This is a genomic window from Bradyrhizobium sacchari, assembly GCF_002068095.1.
Classification (GTDB): domain Bacteria; phylum Pseudomonadota; class Alphaproteobacteria; order Rhizobiales; family Xanthobacteraceae; genus Bradyrhizobium; species Bradyrhizobium sacchari.
In genome coordinates, this window is sequence record NZ_LWIG01000066.1 from 79,975 (window position 1) to 103,173 (window position 23,199).

General features: G+C 65.8%; 26 protein-coding genes. 14 read left to right on the forward strand and 12 right to left on the reverse strand.

What is annotated here, in order from left to right; genetic code table 11:
• The 7 genes from A5906_RS38845 to A5906_RS38875 form a co-directional block, all read right to left on the reverse strand.
• Positions 1-661, reverse strand: a 661-nt coding sequence (locus A5906_RS38845) for an XdhC family protein (RefSeq protein WP_080140346.1), incomplete at its 3' end; no start/stop codon positions are given.
• Between the two features lie 2 nt (positions 662-663).
• Positions 664-987 (reverse strand): XdhC family protein, encoded by a 324-nt coding sequence (locus A5906_RS38850; protein WP_008564652.1) that lies wholly within the window; start codon positions 985-987, stop codon positions 664-666.
• An 11-nt stretch (positions 988-998) separates the two neighbouring features.
• The gene (locus A5906_RS38855) at positions 999-2,201 is read right to left on the reverse strand and encodes a vWA domain-containing protein (protein ID WP_080140347.1); all 1,203 of its coding nucleotides are present in this window, start codon (positions 2,199-2,201) and stop codon (positions 999-1,001) included.
• A gap of 140 nt (positions 2,202-2,341) precedes the next feature.
• Positions 2,342-3,280, reverse strand: a complete 939-nt coding sequence (locus A5906_RS38860; RefSeq protein ID WP_080140348.1) for an AAA family ATPase — start codon at positions 3,278-3,280, stop codon at positions 2,342-2,344.
• A 60-nt stretch (positions 3,281-3,340) separates the two neighbouring features.
• The gene (locus tag A5906_RS38865; RefSeq protein WP_080140349.1) at positions 3,341-4,147 is read right to left on the reverse strand and encodes an FAD binding domain-containing protein; all 807 of its coding nucleotides are present in this window, start codon (positions 4,145-4,147) and stop codon (positions 3,341-3,343) included.
• Between the two features lie 27 nt (positions 4,148-4,174).
• Positions 4,175-4,660, reverse strand: a complete 486-nt coding sequence (locus A5906_RS38870; RefSeq protein WP_008137528.1) for a (2Fe-2S)-binding protein — start codon at positions 4,658-4,660, stop codon at positions 4,175-4,177.
• A 149-nt stretch (positions 4,661-4,809) separates the two neighbouring features.
• Positions 4,810-5,256, reverse strand: coding sequence for an SRPBCC family protein (locus tag A5906_RS38875; RefSeq protein WP_080140350.1), 447 nt, complete (start codon positions 5,254-5,256; stop codon positions 4,810-4,812).
• Between the two features lie 184 nt (positions 5,257-5,440).
• Between A5906_RS38875 and A5906_RS38880 the strand changes: the two genes are divergently transcribed.
• The 3 genes from A5906_RS38880 (at position 5,441) to A5906_RS38890 (ending at position 8,090) form a co-directional block, all read left to right on the forward strand.
• On the forward strand, positions 5,441-6,796 hold the full coding sequence (locus A5906_RS38880) for a 3-carboxy-cis,cis-muconate cycloisomerase (protein ID WP_080140351.1): 1,356 nt from the start codon (positions 5,441-5,443) through the stop codon (positions 6,794-6,796).
• Between the two features lie 14 nt (positions 6,797-6,810).
• Positions 6,811-7,593: a 3-oxoadipate enol-lactonase gene (pcaD, locus tag A5906_RS38885; RefSeq protein ID WP_080140352.1), complete on the forward strand. Its 783-nt coding sequence runs from the start codon at positions 6,811-6,813 to the stop codon at positions 7,591-7,593.
• A gap of 104 nt (positions 7,594-7,697) precedes the next feature.
• Positions 7,698-8,090, forward strand: coding sequence for a carboxymuconolactone decarboxylase family protein (locus tag A5906_RS38890; RefSeq protein WP_080140353.1), 393 nt, complete (start codon positions 7,698-7,700; stop codon positions 8,088-8,090).
• On the opposite strand, the gene A5906_RS38895 is transcribed toward A5906_RS38890, so the two are convergent.
• Together A5906_RS38895 and A5906_RS43460 are read right to left on the reverse strand one after the other, a co-directional pair.
• The gene (locus A5906_RS38895) at positions 8,052-8,576 is read right to left on the reverse strand and encodes a hypothetical protein (RefSeq protein ID WP_080140354.1); all 525 of its coding nucleotides are present in this window, start codon (positions 8,574-8,576) and stop codon (positions 8,052-8,054) included. The genes A5906_RS38890 and A5906_RS38895 overlap by 39 nt on opposite strands.
• A gap of 270 nt (positions 8,577-8,846) precedes the next feature.
• Positions 8,847-9,032: a hypothetical protein gene (locus A5906_RS43460; protein ID WP_080140355.1), complete on the reverse strand. Its 186-nt coding sequence runs from the start codon at positions 9,030-9,032 to the stop codon at positions 8,847-8,849.
• A 293-nt stretch (positions 9,033-9,325) separates the two neighbouring features.
• Between A5906_RS43460 and A5906_RS38905 the strand changes: the two genes are divergently transcribed.
• The 5 genes from A5906_RS38905 (at position 9,326) to A5906_RS38925 (ending at position 14,426) form a co-directional block, all read left to right on the forward strand.
• Entirely contained in the window at positions 9,326-10,243 is a 918-nt protein-coding gene (locus tag A5906_RS38905; protein ID WP_080140356.1) for an ABC transporter permease subunit, read from the forward strand.
• Positions 10,244-10,273: 30 nt separating this feature from the next.
• Positions 10,274-11,575 carry a high-affinity branched-chain amino acid ABC transporter permease LivM gene (livM, locus tag A5906_RS38910; protein WP_080140357.1) on the forward strand — a complete coding sequence of 434 codons (1,302 nt, stop codon included), beginning with the start codon at positions 10,274-10,276 and terminating at the stop codon, positions 11,573-11,575.
• A complete protein-coding gene (locus tag A5906_RS38915) occupies positions 11,572-12,417 on the forward strand; it encodes an ABC transporter ATP-binding protein (RefSeq protein ID WP_080140358.1) in 846 nt (281 codons plus the stop codon). Before livM ends, A5906_RS38915 begins: the two co-directional genes overlap by 4 nt.
• Positions 12,414-13,157, forward strand: coding sequence for an ABC transporter ATP-binding protein (locus A5906_RS38920; RefSeq protein ID WP_080140359.1), 744 nt, complete (start codon positions 12,414-12,416; stop codon positions 13,155-13,157). Before A5906_RS38915 ends, A5906_RS38920 begins: the two co-directional genes overlap by 4 nt.
• Before the next feature lie 150 nt (positions 13,158-13,307).
• Positions 13,308-14,426 (forward strand): branched-chain amino acid ABC transporter substrate-binding protein, encoded by a 1,119-nt coding sequence (locus tag A5906_RS38925; protein WP_080140360.1) that lies wholly within the window; start codon positions 13,308-13,310, stop codon positions 14,424-14,426.
• Positions 14,427-14,496: 70 nt separating this feature from the next.
• On the opposite strand, the gene A5906_RS38930 is transcribed toward A5906_RS38925, so the two are convergent.
• On the reverse strand, positions 14,497-14,883 hold the full coding sequence (locus tag A5906_RS38930; protein ID WP_080140361.1) for a response regulator: 387 nt from the start codon (positions 14,881-14,883) through the stop codon (positions 14,497-14,499).
• A gap of 220 nt (positions 14,884-15,103) precedes the next feature.
• Here A5906_RS38930 and A5906_RS38935 point away from each other — a divergent pair, with 220 nt between their 5' ends.
• From A5906_RS38935 to A5906_RS38945, 3 genes are read left to right on the forward strand one after another with little or no spacing between them, the layout of a single operon-like run.
• Complete coding sequence (locus A5906_RS38935; protein ID WP_136615803.1) at positions 15,104-17,929, forward strand: PAS domain S-box protein; 2,826 nt, start codon at positions 15,104-15,106, stop codon at positions 17,927-17,929.
• A gap of 57 nt (positions 17,930-17,986) precedes the next feature.
• Positions 17,987-18,985, forward strand: a complete 999-nt coding sequence (locus tag A5906_RS38940; RefSeq protein WP_080140362.1) for a P1 family peptidase — start codon at positions 17,987-17,989, stop codon at positions 18,983-18,985.
• A gap of 50 nt (positions 18,986-19,035) precedes the next feature.
• Positions 19,036-19,260, forward strand: a complete 225-nt coding sequence (locus A5906_RS38945) for a KTSC domain-containing protein (protein WP_080140363.1) — start codon at positions 19,036-19,038, stop codon at positions 19,258-19,260.
• Here A5906_RS38945 and A5906_RS38950 read toward each other — a convergent pair whose 3' ends face one another.
• On the reverse strand, positions 19,261-20,049 hold the full coding sequence (locus A5906_RS38950; RefSeq protein WP_080140364.1) for an EF-hand domain-containing protein: 789 nt from the start codon (positions 20,047-20,049) through the stop codon (positions 19,261-19,263).
• A gap of 254 nt (positions 20,050-20,303) precedes the next feature.
• Between A5906_RS38950 and rpe the strand changes: the two genes are divergently transcribed.
• From rpe to A5906_RS38965, 3 genes are all read left to right on the forward strand, one after another.
• The gene (gene rpe / locus A5906_RS38955; protein WP_080140365.1) at positions 20,304-21,005 is read left to right on the forward strand and encodes a ribulose-phosphate 3-epimerase; all 702 of its coding nucleotides are present in this window, start codon (positions 20,304-20,306) and stop codon (positions 21,003-21,005) included.
• Positions 21,006-21,155: 150 nt separating this feature from the next.
• Positions 21,156-21,296, forward strand: a complete 141-nt coding sequence (locus tag A5906_RS43465) for a hypothetical protein (RefSeq protein ID WP_167523486.1) — start codon at positions 21,156-21,158, stop codon at positions 21,294-21,296.
• Between the two features lie 209 nt (positions 21,297-21,505).
• The gene (locus tag A5906_RS38965; RefSeq protein WP_063195324.1) at positions 21,506-21,697 is read left to right on the forward strand and encodes a hypothetical protein; all 192 of its coding nucleotides are present in this window, start codon (positions 21,506-21,508) and stop codon (positions 21,695-21,697) included.
• Positions 21,698-21,703: 6 nt separating this feature from the next.
• Here the strand turns inward: A5906_RS38965 and A5906_RS38970 are convergent, their stop codons facing one another.
• The gene (locus tag A5906_RS38970; RefSeq protein WP_080140367.1) at positions 21,704-23,143 is read right to left on the reverse strand and encodes a serine/threonine protein kinase; all 1,440 of its coding nucleotides are present in this window, start codon (positions 23,141-23,143) and stop codon (positions 21,704-21,706) included.
• Positions 23,144-23,199: the final 56 nt, after the last annotated feature.

The window sequence follows — 23,199 nt, forward strand, 5'->3', positions numbered from 1 at the left end:
CCGCCGTGATCTCGGCCATGATCGACACCGCGATCTCGGACGGCGAGACCGCGCCGATCGCCAGCCCAATCGGCGCATGGATGCGCGCGATGTCGCTTTCCTTCGCGCCCTGCGCGCGCAGCCGGTCGCCGCGCTTGGCATGCGTCTTCCGCGAGCCGAGCGCGCCGATATAGAAGCAGTTGCGCTCGAAGGCGTGCAGCAGCGCGGGATCGTCGATCTTGGGATCGTGCGTCACCGCAACGAAGGCGGTGTAGGCATCGACGTTGAGCGGCGGCAACGCCGTGTCGGGCCACTCGGCGACGAGCGGAATGTCAGGGAAGCGCTCGGGGCTGGCAAAGGCCGTGCGGGGATCGACGACGGTGACGTCGTAGCCGAGCGAGCGCGCCAGCGGCGCCAGCGCCTGGCTGATATGGACCGCGCCGATGATGACGAGCTTTGCCGTCGGCGCGTAGACGTTGAGGAACAGCCTCTTGCCGCCGGCCTCGACATTGGCGCTCTTGCCCATGCGAAGCTGCTTTTCCAGCTCGCCACGCAGCGGGTCTTTTGCGAAATCCGCAGCCTTCACCAGGCGCTGCTCGCCACTCTCGGTGTCGGTCACCAGGATCACGGGCCGGCGCGCGGCGCGCTCGGCATTGAGTTCGTGCAGGATTGCGAGCTTCACGGCTAGCCGACCTTCTCGACGAAGACGCGAATGGTGCCGCCGCAGGACAGCCCGACATTCCAGGCGGTCTCGTCGGCGACGCCGAACTCCAGCATCTTGGGTTTGCCGCTCTCGATCACGTCCATGGCCTCGGTGACCACGGCGCCCTCGACGCAGCCCCCGGAGACTGACCCTAGGAAGGTCCCCTCGTCGTTGATGACGAGGCTCGAGCCCGCCGGGCGCGGCGCCGAGCCCCAGGTCTCGACGACGGTCGCCAGCGCGACGCCACGGCCGGCCTTCTGCCAGTCCTCCGCCGCCTTCAGGATATCCTCGTCGCGATCGAGCATGGTGGGGCCTCTCAAGCTGCGGAGCGGATCAGGCTGCGGTGGTGCGGCGGCAGCGGCCGGGAGAGCGTCGTGATCAGCTCCTGGATCGAACTCAAATTATGTACCGGGCGGAATTCGTCAACGTGCGGAAGCATCATTTTGATGCCCTGGGCCTTGGCCTCGAAGCCGCCGAACCGCAACAGCGGGTTCAGCCAGATCAGCCGCCGGCAGGACCGGTGCAGCCGGTCCATCTCGAAGGCAAGCCTGGAATCGGCCTCCCGCTCCAGCCCGTCGGAGATCAGGAGCACGATGGCCCCCTGGCTCAGCACGCGGCGCGCCCACAATTTGTTGAAGTTGTGCAGCGAGGCCGAGATCCGCGTGCCGCCGGCCCAGTCCTCGACCGAGGCCGAGCAGCTTGCCAGCGCCTCGTCGGGATCGCGCTGACGCAGTGCGCGGGTGACGTTGGTGAGGCGCGTGCCGAACAGGAACACCGAGACGCGTTTTCGCGCATCGGTGATCGCATGCAGGAAATGCAGGAACAGGCGGGTGTATTCGCTCATCGAGCCCGAGATGTCGAGCAGCGCCACGATCGGCGCCGGCTTCTCGATCCGCCCGAGGCGATGGATGTCGATGATGTCGCCGCCGGTGCGTAAAGAGGCGCGCAGCGTGCGGCGGATGTCGAGGCGCAGGCCGCGCGCGTCAGGCCGGTGCCGGCGCGTCAAAAGCTCGGCCTGCGGCAGGTGCATCCGCTCGACGGCATGGAGCGCCTCGGTGATCTCGGCCGCGCTCATCTGCGCAAAATCCTTCTTCTGAAGGATCTCCTTGTCGGAGACCGACAGGCGCAAATCCTGCTCCTGGTGCTGCGGCGTCTCGGTCATGCGCGGCTGCGACATCGCCTCCTGGACGCGGCGGGCACCGGCCTGCGGCTTCTTCTTGGCCTGCCCCGGCAGCGGCACCGAATCCAGCATGTGCTTCCATTCTTCGGAAGGCCGGAAGAACAGGTTGAAGGCCTGCTTGAAGATCAGTGCATGCTCATGGCGCTTGACGAAGATCGCCTCCAGCGTGGTGAAGACGTCGGACCGGTTGCCGATGTCGATCACCTGCAGCGCGCTCATGGCGTCGATGACGGCGCCGGGACCGACCGGCATCCCGGCCGAGCGCAGCGCGCGGGCGAAGCCGACGATGTTGTCGGCGAACTGCTCGGTCTGCTCGGGGGCAAGGTGGTTGATGGCCATGCTGGTACTCATCTTCCGGTCATTCCGGGGCACGCGAAGCGTGAGCCCGGAATCCATTCATCCACAATCTACGCCGCCCGATGGATTCCGGGTTCGCGCTTCGCGCGCCCCGGAATGACGAGCTCAATTGTGGCGCGAGATCAATTCTCGCTCGTCGCTTCCTTCAGCACCTTCTGCAAGGCATCGCCCTGCATGCGGGTGATGTCGTCCTGGTACTTGAGCAGCGCGCCCAGCGTGTCGCCGACCACTTGCGGGGTCAGCGAGCGGGCATCCAACTCCGACAAGGCGGTGGCCCAGTCGATGGTTTCGGCGACGCCAGGCGCCTTGTAGAAGTCCTGGTTGCGCAACGCCTGCACGAAGCGGACGACCTGCTGCGACAGCTTGGCGGAGATGCCGGGCACGCGCGTCTTGACGATCGCCAGCTCGCGCTCGGCAGCGGGATAATCCACCCAGTGGTAGAGACAGCGCCGCTTCAGCGCGTCGTGGATCTCGCGGGTGCGGTTGGAGGTGATGATGACGATCGGCGGATGCGGCGCCTTCACGGTGCCGAATTCGGGGATGGTCACCTGGAAGTCGCTGAGGATTTCGAGCAGGTAAGCCTCGAACGCCTCGTCGGCCCGATCGAGTTCGTCGATCAGCAGCACCGGCGGGCCGGCAACGTCGGGCTCCAGCGCCTGGAGCAGCGGCCGCTTGATCATGTAGCGGTCGGCGAAGATATCGCTCGAGAGCTGATCGCGGTCGGTGTCGCCGGCGGCTTCCGCCATCCGGATCGCGATCATCTGCGCGGCGCTGTTCCACTCGTAAACCGCGGAGGAGACGTCGAGGCCCTCGTAGCACTGCAGGCGGATCAGCTTCCGCCCCAGCGCCGCCGACAGCACCTTCGCGATCTCGGTCTTGCCGACCCCGGCCTCGCCCTCAAGGAACAGCGGCCGTCCCATGCGCAGTGACAGATAGGTCACCGTCGCCAGCGCCCGCTCGGCGAGATAGCCGCGCGAGGTCAGGAGTTCGAGCATCGCATCGACCGACGACGGCAATCCAACTGAAGTATTGGCACCGGAAGTAGTGGCCGCTGAAGTCATGAAAGGCCAGTCTCGTTTGCGCCCCACACGGGGCAAGTATCGCCGGGGAGTGAGGTCACCTCACTCCTTGGCGTTGGCGGCATCGAGGGCGCGGCGCGTCAGCACCCCGATCAGATGTGCGCGGTATTCGGCGCTGCCGTGAATGTCGCTGTTGAGGCCGTCCGCCGGCACGTCGATGCCTTCGATCGCCTTCGACGCGAAGCGCTTCTTCAGCGCTTCCTCGAACGCGGTGACGCGGAACACGCCCTCCGAGCCGGCGCCGGTGACGGCAACGCGGACGTCCGACGGACGGCGCGCCACGAACACGCCGACAAGTGCGTAGCGCGAGGCTTGGTTGCGAAACTTGATATAGGCGGCCTTCTTCGGCAGCGGGAACATCACCTTGGTGATGATCTCGTCGGGCTCGAGCGCGGTCGTGAACAGGCCCTGGAAATACTCCTCGGCCTTGAGGCGGCGCTTGTTGGTGACGATGGTCGCGCCGAGCGCGAGCACCGCAGCCGGATAATCCGCGGTCGGATCGTTGTTGGCGAGCGAGCCGCCGATCGTGCCCCTGTGACGCACGGCGGGATCGCCGATCCCGCCGGCAAGGCTCGCCAGCGCCGGGATCGACTCGCCCACGATCACGGACGTCGCGACCTCCGCGTGCTTGGCGGTGGCGCCGATCACGAGCGAGCGGCCCTTCATCTCGATCGTGTCGAGCCCCTCAATATGGGAGAGGTCGACCAGATGCGGCGGGCTTGCGAGGCGCTGCTTCATGACGGGAATCAGCGTGTGGCCGCCGGCGATCACCTTGGCGTCCTCGTTCTTCACCAGCAGGTTGGCCGCCTGGCGCACGGTGCCGGGGCGATGATATTTGAATTCGTACATCTGAATGTCCTGATCGCGGGATGCGCGTTACGCGAGATCGGATTTCGCCATTGCCTTGGCGCCGGCGGAGATCGAGGCGACGATGTTCTGGTAGCCGGTGCAGCGGCAGAGATTGCCTTCTAGTTCTTCCCGGATCGTATGGTCGTCGAGCTCGTTGCCCTTGCGGTGCACGATGTCGATCGCGGTCATGATCATGCCCGGCGTGCAGAAGCCGCACTGCAGGCCGTGGTGTTCGCGGAAGGCTTCCTGCATCGGATGCAGCGGCGCGCCATCGGCGGCCAGCCCCTCGATCGTCTTGACCTCATGACCGTCGGCCATCACGGCAAGCGTGGTGCAGGACTTCACGGCCTTGCCGTCGAGGTGAACGACGCAGGCGCCGCACTGCGAGGTGTCGCAGCCGACATGGGTGCCCGTCAGACGCAGATTCTCGCGCAGGAACTGCACCAGAAGCGTGCGGGGGTCGACGTTGGCCGTCACAGGATTGCCGTTCACGATGAGGGAGATTTTTGCCATAAGCACTCTCTATCAGCGCCCCAACGGGTCCCGTCGAAGCGGTTCTTATAATTATTCCAACCTATCATATGGGCCATTGTCCCCTGGGGCAACATCACCCCGGACGCAAGCCGCCATGCCGAAAGGCGATAGGTTTCCGCCCTGTAGCGCTAGCCCTGGACAGCTTTGGCGAAGTTCGCGAAAAACTCGTCGGCCAGCTTCTTCGCGGTGCCGTTGATCAGGCGCTGTCCGAGCTGCGCCAACTTGCCGCCGATCTGCGCCTCCACGTCATAGGAGAGCAGCGTGCCGCCGTCCTTCTCCGCGAGCTTGACCGCCGCCCCGCCCTTGGCAAAGCCGGCCACCCCGCCCTCGCCTTCGCCCGAGATCTTGTAGCCGTTCGGCGGATCGAGATCCGAGAGCATCACCTTGCCCTTGAAGCGCGCCGACACTGGTCCGACCTTCATTTTTGCCGTTGCACGGAAGCCGCCGTCGTCGGTCTTCTCCAGCTCCTCGCAGCCGGGGATGCAGGCCTTCAGCACCTCGGGATCGTTGAGCTTGGCCCACACGGCCTCGCGCGTCGCTGCGAGCTGGACTTCGCCGTTCATTGTCATGGCCATGGGGAGCCTCCCGGAATTTCGAGCCTGGACCGCGTAACTATAGTGCTGCTCAAGTAACGCACGGAGGCCGCAAAGGAAAGGCCACCCCCCGGTCACGTGCAATGCATATTCGCAACTGCAAAAAGCTTGCGCGAGCGGATTTGGATTGGCAGAGCCGGGCCATGATGGTTAGGTCCCGCACGATATGAGCACATCCCTCTCCCCCCTGCTCGCGCCGATGCTGTCGAGCGCAGCCATGCGCACCGTCTGCGACGACCAGTCCACGCTGCAGCACATGCTCGATTTCGAGGCAGCCCTGGCGCGGGCCGAGGCCGCCACGGGCGTGATTCCCGTGGCCGCTGTCGGGCCCATTGAAGCCGCCTGCGAGGCCTCTTCCGTCGACATCGCGGCCCTCGCCGACGCCGCGACGCGATCCGGCAATCTCGCGATTCCCCTGGTGAAGGCGCTGACAGCCAATGTCGCGAAAGCCGATGGGGAGGCCGCGCGCTATGTGCATTGGGGCGCGACCAGCCAGGACGTCATCGACACCTCGACCATGCTCACCCTGCGCGCCGGCATCGATGCACTGGATGCCGACCTCAGCCGCGCCATCAAGGGTTTTGCGGCGCTCGCCCGCGCCCATCGCAACACCGCCATGGTGGCGCGGACCTGGCTCCAGCACGCGCTACCGATGCCGTTTGGGCTGAAGGCCGCCGAATATGCGTCGGGCCTCGCCCGTGCCCGCTGTCGCCTGCGGCGGCTCCGCCGCGAGGGCCTTGCGCTGCAATTCGGCGGCGCCGCCGGCACGCTCGCCGCCCTCGGCGACAAGGGGCTCGTTGTTGCGGAAAGACTGGCGCAGGAGCTGAACCTGCCGCTGCCGGAAGCACCCTGGCACACCCATCGCGATCGCATCGCGGAGGCCGCATCATGCTTCGCGATCCTCGCCGGTAGCTGCGGCAAGATCGCGCGCGACGTCTCGCTCATGATGCAGACCGATGTCGGCGAAGCGTTCGAGCCAGCCGGCGAAGGCCGCGGCGGCTCATCGACCATGCCGCACAAGCGCAACCCGGTCGCGGCCGCAAGCGCGCTCGGCGCCGCCACCATGGCCCCGCAGCTCGCCGCGACGATTTTTGCTGCCCAAGTGCAGGATCATGAGCGCAGCGCCGGACCCTGGCACGCAGAATGGCCGACGCTGCCACAATTGATGCTGGTTACCTCGGGAGCGCTGGCCGCCATCGTCGACATCGCCGAGGGCCTCGACGTCGATGCCGCACGGATGCGCAGCAATCTCGATACGACGCACGGGTTGATCATGGCTGAAGCGGTGACCTTTGCGCTGGCCGACAAGATCGGCAAGAGCGACGCACACCATTTCGTCGAGGCCGCGAGCAAGCGCGCGGTTGCCGAGAAGAAACATCTGCGCGAAATTCTCGCGGCCGATTCGCTCGTCACCGCGCATCTGACACCGGAAAAAATTGCGGCATTGTTCGAGCCGATGGCCTATCAAGGGGCGTCGCAGGCCCTGATCGACCGCCTGCTGGACAGCCTCGACCGCGAATAAAACGGAGACGCCGCATGCCCATGATCGATGCCGACGGTTGCCTGCTCAACGTCTCCGTCGAGGGCCGCGACGGCGGGCCGACCTTGATGCTCTCCAACTCGCTCGGCTGCACGCTCCAGATGTGGGAGCCCCAGATGAAGGCGCTGACGCAGGTGTTCCGCGTCATCCGCTACGATCGCCGCGGCCATGGCAAGTCGAATGTTCCGCCCGGTCCCTATACGATGGAGCGGTTCGGCCGCGACGTGCTCGCGATCCTCGACGACCTCAACATCGAGAAGGTGCATTGGTGCGGCCTGTCGATGGGCGGCATGGTCGGGCAGTGGCTGGGCGCCAATGCGCCTGAACGGTTCGGCAAGCTCATCCTCGCCAACACCTCCTGCTACTACGCCGAGCCGACCAAATGGCTGGAGCGCATCGACGCCGTGAAGAAGGGCGGCATCGCGGCGGTCGCCGACGCCGTGCTCGCGGGCTGGCTGACGGCCGATTTCCGCGAGCGCGAGCCCGAGATCGCCGCGCGGATGAAAGCGATGCTGCTGGCCTCCCCCCTCGATGGCTACCTCGCCTGCTGCGAGGCGCTATCGACGCTCGATCAGCGCGCGCTGCTGCCGAAGATCAAGAGCCCAACGCTGGTGATTGCCGGCCGCCACGACATGGCGACGCCGATCTCGGCGGGCGAGCTGATCCGCTCCAGCATTCCGGGCGCCAGCATGACCATCATCGACGCCGCGCACATTTCGAATGTCGAGCAGCCGCACGCGTTCACGGACGCGGTGGTGGGATTCCTGACGCAACGCTAGCCCCAGCCGCCATTGCGAGCGCAGCGAAGCAATCCAGAAACCCCTCCGCGGAGACAGACTGGAGTGCTTCGCCGCGCTCGCAATGACGAAAGAGGAGAAACACCATGGACGACCAGAAGCGCCGCGATGCCGGCATGAACGTGCGGCGAAAAGTGCTGGGCAATGCCTGGGTCGACAAATCGATCGTCAACCGCAATGCCTTCAACACCGATTTCCAGGACCTGATTACCCGCTATGCCTGGGGTGAGATCTGGACGCGGCCGCATTTCGACGAGCGCACGCGGCGGGTGCTCGTCATCGGCACCATGGTCGCGCTTGGGCAATGGGACGAATTCCGCCTGCACGTGCGCGCGGCGCTCGCCGAGGGCGGCTTCACGCCCGATGACATCAAGGAAATCCTGCTCCAGCAGGCGATCTATTGCGGCGTGCCGGCGGCGAACCACGCCGTCAAGGAGGCCTCAGCGATTGTGCAGGAGCTCGGCCTGCTCAAGATCTAGCGGCGTCGCGGCCTCGACGGCCTTTGGTGCCGGCTCCGGCCGCTCGATCACCATCACGATCGCAGCTCCCAGCAGCAGCAGAAGCTCGGTGGCATGCAGGCGGAGGGCGGCCGTCTCGCCGACCTTCGAGGCCATGACCATGCTGGCGAACGAGATCAGGCTGCCGATCGCCAGCGCGATGGCGAGCGCCTCGTCGCTGCCGCCGTTCCTACGGGGCCGGGGAATGCACAGCAGCGCGAGGTAGATCGCGAAGAACGCCACGACGGTGAGCCGTCCCAGCGCCAGCAGCCAGGCGGCACGCACCGTGTCCATCCCTGCCATCTGGAGATGATCGCTGAGGAACAGCGCCACCGCGACGCTCGGTCGCTCGTAGAGGCCGTGCACCGGTGCGACAAAGATGTTGAAGGCGACGAGAGTCCAGGCCGGGATGAAATAGGCCGCCAGCAGCGCGCCGTTGACCGAACCGATCCGCCAATTCCCGAACATGCCGATACCCGTGTCACCCTGCCATCCGCCTTCGAGGGAAGGCTTTGCCGGGAGCTAACTCGCATCGGACTACGGCGGCAATTTAAACCCTTTGTTTACCTTAACTGGCCCACAGACATCGTCATTCCGGGATGGTGCATCATCACCGGACCCGGAATCTCGAGCTTCCGGGTTCGGCTCTTCGCGCCGCTCCGGAATGACGAGGCAAGAGGCGGAAAGAAAAAGGCCCCGCCTTTCGGCGGGGCCCCCTCTTACTTCTGGGCTCCCAAACTAATTGTCCTGATCGCGCTGGCCACCGTGCTGCTGGCTGGGCCGATCACCCTGGCGCATCGGGTCGTTCTGCTGCTGCTGTCCGGGTTTCTGACCGCCACCCTGCTGCTGCCCTGGCTGGCCGGGGCGCTGCTGGCCGGGGTTCTGATTCTGCTGACCCGGATTCTGGTTCTGCTGCTTCGTCATCGGGGGGAACTCCCTTGTTGGACGTCAGGACGGAAATAACAGCCGGCAGCCGTTTTGGTTGCCGTCGGAACCCGGTTCCTCGCACCTGCGGAACCTCCGAGATGACATTCGTAGCCGAAATGACCTCTGTACAAGACCTTCTGCCGAGGCGTGGGCTGTTGCGGCGGCCAGTTCCCTCCTGTTACAAAACCGGCAGAACGCTCAAGGGCTGCCGGGGCCCAAGAACTCTTCTCGAAGAGCTCCCTTTGAGCCACGTCAGATTCGGTAACGGCAGTCTTGGGTAACGGCAGTCCATGGATTATTTCGCCCAGCAGCTCATCAACGGCCTCGTCCTGGGCTCCATCTACGGCCTGATCGCGATCGGCTACACGATGGTCTACGGCATCGTCGGCATGATCAATTTCGCCCATGGTGACGTCTTCATGATCGGCGGCTTCATCGCCCTGATCACCTTCCTGATCCTGATTTCGCTCGGCCTCACCGCGATCCCGGTGATCCTGCTCGTCGTGCTGCTGGTGTCGATGGCGATCACCGCGCTCTACGGCTGGACCATCGAGCGCATCGCCTACCGGCCGCTGCGCCATTCCTTCCGCCTCGCCCCGATGCTGTCGGCGATCGGCATGTCCTTCGTGCTGACCAATTACTCGCAGGTGGCGCAAGGCGCACGAGTCAAGCCGATCCCGCCCTTCATCACCGGCGGCTACACCTTGCATGAAAGCACGGACGGCTTCGTCATCCAGCTTTCCAACATCCAGATCATGGTGGTCATCACCACCATCGTGCTGCTGGCGATCTTCACCTGGCTGGTCTCGCGCACCCGGCTCGGGCGCGACATGCGCGCCTGCGAGCAGGACCAGACCATGGCGGCGCTGCTCGGCGTCGACGTCGACCGCACCATCTCCATGACCTTCGTGATCGGCGCGGCGCTCGCCGCGGTCGCCGGCCTGATGTACCTGCTCTATTACGGCCTGGTCGACTTCTTCATGGGCTTCGTCGCCGGCATCAAGGCGTTCACCGCCGCCGTGCTCGGCGGCATCGGATCGCTGCCGGGCGCCATGCTCGGGGGCCTTGCGATCGGCCTGATCGAGACGTTCTGGTCGGCCTATTTCTCGGTCGAATACAAGGACGTCGCGGCGTTCTCGATCCTGATCGTCGTGCTGATCTTCATGCCGACCGGCCTGCTCGGCCGTCCCGAAGTCGAAAAAGTCTGACGGACCGGCCGCGTGACAGCTCCCCCGACCATGACGGCAAAGCCTGCAACGGGCATCTCCTCCCTCCTCAAGACCGCCTTCATCAACGCCCTCGTGGCGCTGGTGCTGTTCTCGCTGATGGTCGGCATCCGCACCGAGGCGGGCCCCGACGGCCAGCTCACCTACTGGACGCGTTTCGGCGAGCTCGCCTCGCTCGTCGCCATCGTGTTCGGCGGCTCGATCGTGATCGAGCTCCTGCGGCTATGGATGGGCCCGGCCGGGACCGAGAAGCTGGTGCCGCCGGCGGTGCAAAGCGGCCTGTCGTTCGTCGGCCGCTATCTCGCGCCCGCGCTGCTGATCTTCACGCTGCTGGTGCCGGTGATCTTCTATAACCAGCGCTACATCCTCGACCTCGCGATCCTCGTGCTCACTTACGTCATGCTGGGCTGGGGATTGAACGTCGTCGTCGGCCTCGCCGGCCTGCTCGATCTCGGCTATGTCGCCTTCTATGCCGTGGGCGCCTATTCCTACGGGCTGCTCGCCACCAATTTCGGTTGGTCGTTCTGGATCTGCCTGCCGCTTGCCGGCATCCTCGCCGCGTTCTGGGGCGTGCTGCTCGGCTTTCCCGTGCTGCGGCTGCGCGGCGACTACCTCGCCATCGTGACGCTGGCCTTCGGCGAGATCATTCGCCTCGTCATCATCAACTGGCAGAGCCTGACCGGTGGTCCCAACGGCGTCTCCGGCATTCCCCGTCCCACATTCTTCGGCATCCCGCTCGACAACAGCGACGACGGCCTCGCTGCGAAACTCGGCATCGAGTACTCGTCGACCCATCGCATCGTCTTCCTGTTCTACCTGATCCTGGCACTCGCGCTGCTCACCAATTGGGTGACGATCCGCTTGCGCCGCCTGCCGATCGGTCGTGCCTGGGAGGCTTTGCGCGAGGACGAGGTCGCCTGCCGCGCCCTCGGCATCAACACCACGACAACGAAGCTCACCGCGTTCGCGACCGGCGCCATGTTCGGCGGCTTTGCCGGCGCGTTCTTCGCCACCCGCCAGGGCTTCATCAGCCCGGAATCCTTCACCTTCCAGGAATCGGCGCTGGTGCTCGCCATCGTCGTGCTCGGCGGCATGGGCTCGCAGCTCGGCGTCGCGCTCGCCGCACTCGCCATGATCGGGGGCTTCGAGCTGTTCCGCGGCCTCGAGACCTATCGCATGCTGGTGTTCGGCATGGCCATGGTGCTGATCATGATCTGGCGGCCGCGCGGCCTGATCGGCCATCGCGCCCCGACCGTGTACCTGACCAAGGCGCAGGCGATCTCGTCCGACCTCGTCAAGGAAGGGCACGGATGAGCGGCGACAAGATCAATGATAGGATTCTTGGCGTCGACCGGCTGACCATGCGCTTCGGCGGCATCGTCGCCGTGCAAGACCTTTCCTTCGCCGCCGAGCGGAAGAAGATCACGGCGCTGATCGGACCCAACGGCGCCGGCAAGACCACCGTCTTCAACTGCATCACCGGCTTCTACAAGCCGAGCGGCGGCAGCATCCGCCTCACCCATGACGACGGCCGGACGATCGCGCTGGAGCGGCTGAACGATTTCCGCATCGCCAAGCAGGCCAAGGTCGCGCGCACCTTCCAGAACATCCGCCTGTTTCCCGGCATGACCGCGCTGGAAAACCTGATGGTGGCGCAGCACAACGCGCTAATGCGCGCCTCCGGCTTCACCTTCCTCGGTCTCGTCGGCGCCCCCGTGTACCGCGACGCCGAGAAGCACGCGATCGACCTCGCCACCGACTGGCTGAGGCGCGTCCACCTGCTCGACCGCGCCGACGATGCGGCCGGCAACCTCGCCTATGGCGACCAGCGCCGGCTCGAGATCGCGCGCGCGATGTGCACCGAGCCCGCGCTTCTGTGCCTGGACGAGCCCGCGGCCGGCCTCAACGCGCGCGAAAGCGCCGCCTTGAGCGAGCTGCTGCTCTCGATCCGCGACGAGCTCGGCACATCGATCCTCCTGATCGAGCACGACATGTCGGTGGTGATGGAAATCTCCGACCACATCGTGGTGATGGACCATGGCGTGAAGATCGCGCAAGGCACGCCGCGCGAGGTCCGCGACGATCCCAAGGTGATCGCAGCCTATCTCGGCACCGACGAGGACGAGGCCGCGGCCGTGATGGAGGGCGGGACGTGACGGCGGCCCCCAATCCCCTGCTCGCGATCCGGTCCCTGCGCGCCGCCTACGGCAAGATCGAGGCGCTGAAGGGCGTCGATGTCGAGATCAATGCCGGCGAGATCGTGGCGCTGATCGGCGCCAACGGCGCCGGCAAGTCGACGCTGATGATGACGATCTTCGGCAAGCCGCGCGCCAGGTCGGGCCAGATCCTGTACGAAGGCCGCGACATCACCGGCGTGCCGACCCACGAGATCGCGCATTTGCGCATCGCCCAATCGCCGGAGGGGCGCCGCATCTTCCCGCGCATGAGCGTCGCCGAAAACCTGCAGATGGGGGCCGATGCCACCGGATGCACCGATGCGGAGCGCGAGGCGACGCTCCAGCGTGTCTTCACGCTGTTTCCCCGGCTGAAGGAACGCTACGCCCAGCGCGGCGGAACCCTGTCCGGCGGCGAACAGCAGATGCTGGCGATCGGCCGCGCTCTGATGAGCCGTCCCCGCCTGCTCCTGCTCGACGAGCCCTCGCTCGGGCTCGCGCCGCTCATCGCCCGCCAGATTTTCGACGCGATCCGCACCCTGAACCGGCAGGACGGCCTGACCGTCCTGATCGTCGAGCAGAACGCCAATCACGCGCTCAAGCTCGCCCATCGCGGCTATGTCATGGTCAATGGCCTGATCACGCTGGCCGGGACCGGCGCCGAGTTGCTGCAGCGCCCGGAGATTCGCGCCGCCTATCTGGAAGGCGGCAGGCACGGCTGAGTCGGATCGCATGCGTCCGAATGTGGCGAGATATCTCCGCCAATGCCCGTATTTTGCCGGTGACTTCTCCTCGAATTCATTCAAGAATGGCGCCGGTTTGGACCGGGCATGCCCGGCGACTTCCACAGGCGACCACCCGCGAGGTATCTCATGAAATCACTGAAGCTCATCGGTCTGGCATTCGGCGCGTCCATCGCGCTGTCGAGCGCGGCATTCGCGCAGGATGTCACCATCGCAGTCGCAGGCCCGATGACCGGCGGCGAGTCCGCCTTCGGCCGCCAGATGAAGAACGGCGCCGAGATGGCGGTCGCCGATATCAACGCCGCCGGCGGCGTCAACGGCAAGAAGCTCGCCCTCTCCGTCGAGGACGATGCCTGCGATCCGAAGCAGGCACGCTCGGTCGCCGAGAAGATCGCCAGCGCCAAGATGCCCTTCGTCGCCGGGCATTATTGCTCGTCGTCGTCGATCCCCGCCTCCGAGGCTTATGCGGACGGCAACGTCCTTCAGATCACGCCGGCCTCGACCAACCCGCTCTTCACCGAGCGCAAGCTGTGGAACGTGGCGCGCGTCTGCGGCCGTGACGACCAGCAGGGCCTCATCGCGGCGCAGTACATCGCCAAGAACTACAAGGGCAAGAACATCGCGATCCTCAACGACAAGACCACCTACGGCAAGGGTCTTGCCGACGAGACCAAGAAGGCGCTCAACAAGGCCGGCATCACCGAGAAGATGTACGAGTCCTACAACAAGGGTGACAAGGACTTCAACGCGATCGTCTCGCGCCTGAAGCGTGACAACATCGACCTCGTTTATGTCGGCGGCTATCATCAGGAGAGCGGCCTAATCCTGCGCCAGATGCGCGACCAGGGCCTCAAGACGGTGCTGATGGCCGGCGACGCGCTCGCCGACAAGGAATACGCCTCCATCACCGGCCCCGCCGGCGAAGGCACCCTGTTCACCTTCGGCCCCGATCCGCGCAACAAGCCCACCGCGAAGAAGATCGTCGACGCTTTCAAGGCCAAGAACATCGACCCCGAAGGCTATACGCTCTACACCTATGCTGCGATGCAGGTGTGGTCGCAGGCCGCCAAGAAGGCGGGCACCACCGACGCCAAGAAGGTCATGGAGGCGATGAAGGCCGGCAAGTGGGACACCGTGATCGGCCCGATCGAGTATGACGCCAAGGGCGACATCAAGCAGATCGACTACGTCGTCTACAAATGGGACGCCAAGGGCGGCTACGCCGAGATCAAGGGCAACGGCACCTGACACTCTTGCCGGGCCTCAAGCTGCCATCACCACGCCCCGGCTTGCCCGGGGCGTTTCTTTCGCGCCAAGATCAGACGGCCGCGGGCAGCTCACCGCCGGCCGCCGCCTGGGCCTTCCGCAGTGCTTGCAGGAGGTCGTTCGGCCGAAACGGCTTTTGCAGGCAGACCACATTGGCGAGGTGAGGCGCCTGGTCCAGGAAATCGAGTGTCGTCATCCCGGACACCGCAATGATGGGGAGTTCCGGCGCGCGCTCGCGCAGGCTCGCGATGACGTCGACGCCGCTGCTGTCGCCAAGGAAGATATCGACGATCGCCGCGTCACACGGGCCTTCCGCAAAGGCTTTCAGCCCGGCCGCGCCGCTTTCGGCCTCCACGACCTCGAAACGATTGACCCGGAGCACGATCGCGACCATGGCGCGAACGTCCTTCTGGTCGTCGATGATGAGAACGCGGGGCATAGGGAACGACTCCCGATATCGAGATCAAATCGAATGATTCAAACCTGGAACCCAGCACGGCGGGAGGGCATTATGGCACCGTTCAGTAAAGCGCACCTTACCGATCCCTATTCCGTGTTCCCACCCAAATTAAGTAAGCTGTAACCTTCGGTTGAGTCGCAACCCCAGCGGTTCAGGACGCGAGCCCATAACCCGCTACCATGGGGCCGCGGCGATCCGAATGACGCCGATGAAGATGGCGAATACCGGTCTGCGAGAGGTGGACGTGCCCGCAACGATCGACCGAAGCACATTTCTTTCGACCCTGCCGGCCACCTCGACCGACCGCACCGCTGCATTGGCGATTGTCGGCGTGTCCGCGATCCTGTTCGCGCTGGCGGTTCCCTTCGCCGGCATCCCGCTCCTGCCCGTCCCGGCCTTTGTCGCGAGCTATCAGTCCGCCCTCGCCGTGAGCGACATCGTCACCGCCGTGCTGCTGTTGTCGCAGTTTGCGGTGCTGCGGACCCGCGCGCTGCTGTGGCTAGCGAGCGGCTATCTGTTCACCGCCGCCGCAGCTTTGGTTCATGCCCTGACCTTCCCCGGCCTGTTCACGCCGACCGGGCTTTTCGGTGCCGGCCGGCAGACCACGGTCTGGCTCTACATGATCTGGCACGCCGGCTTCCCGATCTGCGTGCTGGGCTATGCCTGGTTGAAGGAGGCCGATGGCGGCGCCAGGATTCGCGGCACGACGGCCGGCGCGATCTGCGCCATCGTGGCCGGCGTCATCGCCGCCATGACTGTCTTCGCCTGGATCGTCACCGCCCAGCACGACCTGCTCCCGGTCCTGCTGCGCGACGGCCGCTACACGCCGACCATGATCGGCGTCGTCTCCTTCGTATGGTCGCTGAGCTTTGCCGCGCTCGTCTCGCTCTGGTTCCGCAAACCGCATTCGGTGATAGACATCTGGCTCATGGTCGTGATGTGCGCCTGGCTGTTCGACATCGCGCTCTCGGCGATCGTGAACGTCGCGCGCTTCGATCTCGGCTTCTACGCCGGCCGCCTCTACGGCCTCTGCTCGGCGACCTTCGTGCTCGCCGTGCTCCTGGTCGAGAACGTCCGCCTCCAGGCCCAGACCGCAGGCATGGTCGGCGCGTTGAAACGCCGGTCGGACGCCGAGCGGGACTATCACGCCGAGCGCGAGCGGCTGTTCACCGCCGTCGTCGAATCCTCCAACGACGCCATTATCACCAAATCGCTCGACGGCACGATCACCACCTGGAACAACGCAGCCGAGCGCGTCTTCGGCTACTCCGCCAGCGAGGCCGTCGGCCGCCCCATCGACATCATCATGCCGGACGAGTTGCGTGAGGACGTCGCCGAGAATCTGGCGCGCACCCGCAATGGGGAGGTCATCGACCAGCAGGAGGCCGTGCGGCTGCACAAGAACGGTCAGCCGATCGACGTGGTGCTGAGCCAGGTCCCGCTGCGCTCGACCGACGGCAAGATCATCGGCGCGTCCAAGGTGGCCCGCGACGTGACGGAGCGGAAGCGGGCCGAGATCGCGCTCAACCGGGAGATCGAGGAGCGCCAGCGCATCTTCGAGACCTCGCAGGACCTGATCCTAGTCACCGACGGTTTCGGCAATTTCATCCAGGTCAGCCCCAGCGTGAAGGACATCCTGGGCTACAGCCCGGAGGACATGGTCGGGCACAGCGCGATCGAGTTCATCCACCCCGACGACCTCGAGAGGACCCGGGGCGAGATGCGCGCAGCCCGGCGTGGCGCGGTGAAGCGCAGCTTCGAGGCGCGCTACTACCACCGCGACGGTCACGAGGTCACGCTGAACTGGATGGGCACCTGGTCCGAGCCCGTGAAACGCCACTTCTTCATCGGCCGCGACCTCACCGAGAAGCAGGCCGCAGAGGCCCAGCTCAGGCAGGTCCAGAAGATGGATTCGATCGGCCAGCTGACCGGCGGCGTTGCTCACGACTTCAACAACGTGCTGACCGTCATCACCGGCACGATCGGCATCCTGGCCGATGCCGTGGCCGACCGGCCTGAGCTTGCCGCCATCACCAAGCTGATCGACGATGCCGCCGAGCGCGGCGCGCAACTGACCAAGCACCTGCTCGCCTTCGCCCGCAAGCAGCCGCTCCAGCCGCGCGAGATCGACGTCAATGCGCTGGCGCTCGAGGCCGCCAAGCTCCTGCATCCGACGCTGGGCGAGCAGATCACCATCATGCCGCAGCTCACCGAGGATGCCTGGCCGACATTGGTCGATCCGGGCCAGCTCTCCACGGCGATCCTCAATCTGGCGCTGAATGCGCGCGATGCCATGCCCGACGGCGGCACCCTGGTGCTGGAGACCCGCAACGTCTTCCTCGACGACGGCTACGCCAGCATGAACCCCGACGTCACCGCCGGCAATTACGTGATGATCGCGGTCAGCGACACCGGCAGCGGCATTCCTGCCGATTTGATCGATCGGGTGTTCGACCCGTTCTTCACCACAAAGGAGGTCGGCAAGGGCACCGGCCTCGGCCTCAGCATGGTGTTCGGCTTCGTCAAGCAGTCCGGCGGCCACATCAAGATCTACAGCGAGGAAGGCCACGGCACGAGCGTAAAGATCTACCTGCCGCGCTCGACCGGCGTGCAGGAGACCGAGTTCGAGGCGCTCCAGAACGCCCCTATCGCCGGCGGCGACGAGAAGATCCTCATCGTCGAGGACGACGCGCTGGTCCGGCAATATGTCGTGACCCAGGTCAAGAGCCTCGGCTATGCCGCGCTCGAGGCTGCCAACGCGGCCGAAGCCCTTACCATCATCGATGCCGACAAGAACATCGACCTGCTCTTCACCGACGTCATCATGCCGGGCGCCATGAACGGCCGCCAACTCGCCGATGAGGCGGCGCGCCGCCGCCCCGACCTGAAGACACTGTTCACCTCGGGCTACACCGAGAATGCCATCGTCCATCACGGCCGGCTCGATTCCGGCGTGCTGCTGCTGGCAAAGCCCTACCGCAAGTCCGAGCTTGCCAAGATGCTCAGGACCGCGCTCGCCAGTTGAGCCGGAAGCCTCCTTGCGCTATCGCAAGGGCGAACTCCTCCAACGTGTGAGGCGACCTTGAAAAATCTGCTGACCGACATCGCCGGCGTCCGCGTCGGCCATGCCGAAGACGCGAAAGTCGCCTCCGGCACGACCGCGATCATTTTCGACCAGCCTGCGGTCGCAGCGATCGACGTCCGCGGCGGCGGCCCCGGCACGCGTGAGGACGCATTGCTCGATCTCGCCAACACCGTCGAGCGGGTCGATGCGATCGCGCTGTCGGGCGGCTCCGCCTTCGGCCTCGATACCGGCGGCGGCGTGCAGGCCTGGCTCGCCGAGCAGGGGCGCGGCCACCGGGTTCGCGAGGCGCTGATCCCGATCGTGCCGGGCGCGATCCTGTTCGATCTGCTCAACGGCGGCGACAAGGCCTGGGGGCGCTTCTCGCCCTATCGCGACCTCGGCTACGCGGCGGCCGCGGCCGCCGCGAGCACGGACTTCGCGCTGGGCAGTGTCGGTGCGGGCTTCGGTGCCACGACGGCGACGTTCAAGGGCGGGCTCGGCTCGGCCTCGGCGGTGACGCCTGGTGGCGTGAAGGTCGCGGCGATCGTCGCTGTCAACGCCGTGGGCAGTGTCACCGTCGGCGACGGGCCGTGGTTCTGGGCGGCGCCGTTCGAGGTGGGCGGCGAATTCGGCGGACGCGGCCTGCCCGACAAGTTCACCGAAGACATGCTGCGCATGCGCATCAAGGGCGGTCCCGCGGCGAGCGCGCGCGAGAACACCACCATCGGCACCGTCGTCACCGACGCGCTGCTTACCAAACCCCAGGCCAAGCGGCTGGCGATGATCGCGCACACAGGTTTTGCCCGCGCCATCTATCCGGTGCATGCACCGACCGACGGCGACGTGCTGTTTGCGGCTGCGACCGGCGAGAAACCGATCGAGCCGCTGGCCGGCCTCACCGAACTCGGCACGGTCGCGGCCAACGTGGTCGCGCGCGCGATCGCCCGCGGTGTGTACAGCGCGAAGGCCTTGCCGTTCCCCGGCGCGCAGCCGGCGTGGAAGGATCGGTTCGGCTAGAAACGAAACGGCAGGTCCGGCGTTGCCCAGACGGGCCAAGGTGCACCATCATGCCGTCTTCCGTGATCCGCTTCCATCGCTATGCGCCCGATCGTCGTGAGCTGACGGTGACGTTCGTCAGCGGCCGCGTCTATGTCTACGAGGGCGTTCCGGCCGAGCTCGCCGCCGCCTTCAGGGACGTACGCTCGAAGGGGACGTTCTTCAACCGGCAGATCCGTGATCGCTATGCCTGCCGCGACATCACGCGTGAATACTCCGACCCGGCCGGACCCTGATCACACGCTCATCGACATGGACGAGCCGGCGGTCGCTGAGGCGCCGTGGCCCTGCCCGCCTTGCCGCTGCATCAACTGCGCGAACAGATCGTAGGCCGAATTGGCGGAGGACTTGGAGGCGCCCGGCACCGTGGTCGACATCTTGAAGCCGTCGGCATAGGTGACGGTGGTGGTGGTCGAGCCGTCGGCGTTGGTCGTCGTGGTCGAGGTCGATCCGCCGCTCGATGACGACGAGGAATCCGAGCCGCTGCCGGAGGCATCGCCCGCACCCTGCGCGTGGCGTCCGTGATGGCCGCCCCTCAGCGCCTTGGTCATCTCGCCGAGATTGATGCTGCCGTCCGCATTCGCATCCATCTTCGCGAACACGTCGTCGGCCTGCTTGAGGTTGGTGCCGCCGGCTCCGAGCGCATTCTCGAACTCGGATTTGGTGATCTTGCCGTCGCCGTCCGCATCGATCTGCGAGAACAGGTCCTTGAGCGCAGCCTGCCGGCTCGTCGAGGTCGAGCTCGACGACGTCGAACTGGTCGCGCTGCCGGTGCCGTTCGAGGACTGGCTTTGCGCCGCGAACAACGCGTTCATCGTCTCCGGCGAGATCTGCGGATGTTTGCCTGCGTTGACCGACGAGGCCGCGCTGCTGCTCGTGCCGTTGCTGCTGCTGTCGATCGCGAACGGGTTGGTCGGGGCGCTCTGCGAGGCTCCCGTCTTCTGCGTCGACGACGACGATTTCGAGTTCGTCAGCGACTGGATCGCGTCGAGGGCACTCGAGACGGCGCCAAGGGCGAACAACATTGCACAACTCCAACCGATGCGGCGTGCCGCAGCCAATGTTCTGCCGGTGACGTCAGCAAGCGTCGTGCCAGCGCGAAAAGCTCAATGAAATCCGCGTCCGTCACGCCGTGCAGGTCGCTGGAACACCGGCAATTCATGCCGGTCGCGGCAGAAATTTCCGCCCACAGGAAGCGCGCTCCTGCTGCATTGCCCCCCACGGAGGCCCATGTTAGGCGAGGCCCATTCGCCGTCCGGCCGCCACGGGAAACAGCGCCATGACCCAAGCCTTTACCCCCCGCCCCCTGGCCATCGCGCCCTCGATCCTGGCCTCGGATTTCTCCAGGCTCGGCGAGGAGGTGCGCGCGGTTGACGCCGCCGGCGCCGACTGGATCCATCTCGACGTGATGGACGGGCATTTCGTTCCCAACATCTCCTACGGCCCCGATGTCATCAAGGCGATGCGTCCGCACACCAGGAAGATCTTCGACGCGCATCTGATGATCTCGCCCTGCGACCCCTATCTCGAGGCCTTCGCGAAGGCCGGCTGCGACCACATCACGGTGCATGCAGAGGCCGGTCCCCACCTGCACCGCTCGCTCCAGGCCATCCGCGCGCTCGGCAAGAAGGCCGGCGTCTCGCTCAACCCGGGCACGCCCATCAGCGCGCTCGAATACGTCATCGACCTCGTCGATCTGGTGCTAGTGATGTCGGTCAACCCCGGCTTCGGCGGCCAGGCCTTCATCCCCTCCGCGATCAACAAGATCCGCGACATCCGGGCGATGGTTGCGGGCCGTCCGATCGACATCGAGGTCGATGGTGGCGTCGGCCCCGACGTCGCAGGCCCGCTGGCAGCAGCCGGCGCCAACGCCTTCGTCGCCGGCACCTCCGTGTTCAGGGGCGGCACACAGGACGCCTACAAGACCAACATTGCCGCGATCCGCAACGCCGCGCTCGGGGCGCGCGGCGAGGCGATCTGACGCCAGCATCAGCGCCCGCATCCCGCGGTTCTTACGGACCCTGCGGCGGGCAATGCCTAAAATTGCAACGACGATCCGTACTCATCCGGGCTTCACTGATTCGTGCAAATCACTGCAAGTGATTCCTGCCTGTTTTCGCGGGAGCACATCATGACGACGACCCTGGTTTGGACTGGCGTGGCGTTGTGGATTGGTTTTTGTGCGTTCGTTGTGTTCGGCCCGTCGGCCGGACCGGTCGAGGCCCCGGCACGCGCGGCCCGCAACATCCGTCGCGACCGCTATCGGGCCTGACGCCCGTGCAGATCGCCCTCGTGAAGCGCCAGCCGAAACGCAGGTGCCGGATTCCGCGGCGTCCGCATCCGAACCTCGACTATTTCTTCGGCCGGCTCGAGCGCCCCGAAGGCGAGAGGGGCAACGATAGCGGAGCCGAAACGGCGGACCTGGACCATCCGTTCCAGGCACCTCGCCGGCACTGATATTCTTTTTTCCGGATTTGAGCCATGAAACCGCATTGCCCGAACTGCCTGAAGGAAATGACCAAGGCATCCGCGTCGCGTAACCTGTTCAATTGCGAGCCCTGCCGCGAGATCATCCAGTATTTCGGCGGCAGCGCGGACCACGGCGAGCCTGGCCCGCAATTCTCCTGGCCGATCCGCCGCAAGCGCGTCGCCCACACTGCGCACGCGGCCTGATCTTTCCTAGCCCCACACCACGCCGGCGCCTGTCCTCGGCGCATCCGCAGCCATCCGCGGCGGCCGGACCACGGTGACGGTGCAGGTCGCCTCTGCAGCCACCTTGGCCGAGACGCTCCCGAGCCAGGTACGCCTGAACGAATTTTGCCGCGCCCCGATGATGAGATGGTCGACCGAGTTCATCTCGGCGAATTCCAGCAGCGCCGTGGCCGGATCGACCGCTTCCAGCACGTGAACCGACAGCCGGCTCTCGTCGAGCTTCAGCGGGGTGGCCCAATGCCGGAGCGCCACCAGACGGTCGATGTGCTTGTTGGAGCCCTGCTCGTCCAGCGTCTTGTCGATGGCGATGCGGTTGAGCTTGAGGACATTGACGCAGGCAAGCCGCGCCGAAGGTAACGTCGCCAGAATGCGCTCGGTGGTGATGCGCAGCGCCTCGTTCAGCTCGGGGGCGCCTTCCGCGGTGTCGAGCGCGACCGCGACGATCGGGCTCGATGCGATCTGAGCTGCGACATCCGATTTCGCGCGCGGCGTCATGACGCCCTGGTTGAAGCGCCGCCGCCAGGCGACGCTGAGCGGATCGCGCTTCAGTCGCTCCGAGCGAGTCGTGAGCTTGACCTTGTCGGGATGGGCGAGATCGAAGGCGAGCTGGGACGCCGTCGGATAGCGCCACACCGGCTCGATCTCAAGACACCGTAGCACCACCTCCTGGAGCCAGGGCGGATAGTCGGGCCGCAGCGCACGCGGTGGATGCGGATCGCGCCAGAGTCTGCGCCGCATCGCGCGCAGCGTCTCGCCCTCGCCGAAGGGACGCTCGCCCGTGGTGAAGAAATAGAGCAGCACGCCGAGCGAAAACAGATCGCTGCGCGGATCGTCGCGCACGCCCAGCAGCCGTTCCGGCGCCATGTAGGGCGCGGTGCCGTAAGGCAGGCGGAACTCCTCCTGCAACAGATCGGGCAGATGGTCATGGTGCGACAGACCGTAGTCGATCAGCACCGCCTCGCCGCTCTCGCGGAACATGATGCTGCTCGGCTTGATGTCGTGATGGATCACGTTCTGCCGGTGCAGGTCGGCAAGCGCCGTCGCGACCTTGGCGACGAGCTGCCGGGCCTCGTCATAGGGCAGCGGCAGGTCGGGCAGCCGCTTGTAGAGCGTGGTCCCGGGGATGCGCTCGATCACGACATGGGCCTGACGGGCGAAATCGCCGGTGCCGAAGCACGTGGGCACGTGCGGACCCGCAAGCCGCGGCAGGATCATCATCTCCATCTCGAAGGAGACGATCGCGGCGGGGTCCTCGCCCTCCGACACCCGCGGGATCTTCATCAGCAGCGGCACATCGATGCCGGGATGAGTGACCGTCCACAGTGTCGCCATGCCACCGGCATGGACGCATTCGCCGATCGTGTAGCCGTCGATCACTGCGCCCGATCTGACCAGGGGTTTCGGCATCGGCCTCTAACGTCCCTGCGACAGGCGGTCGGCGAGCCAGGGCGGCAGGCCATTCT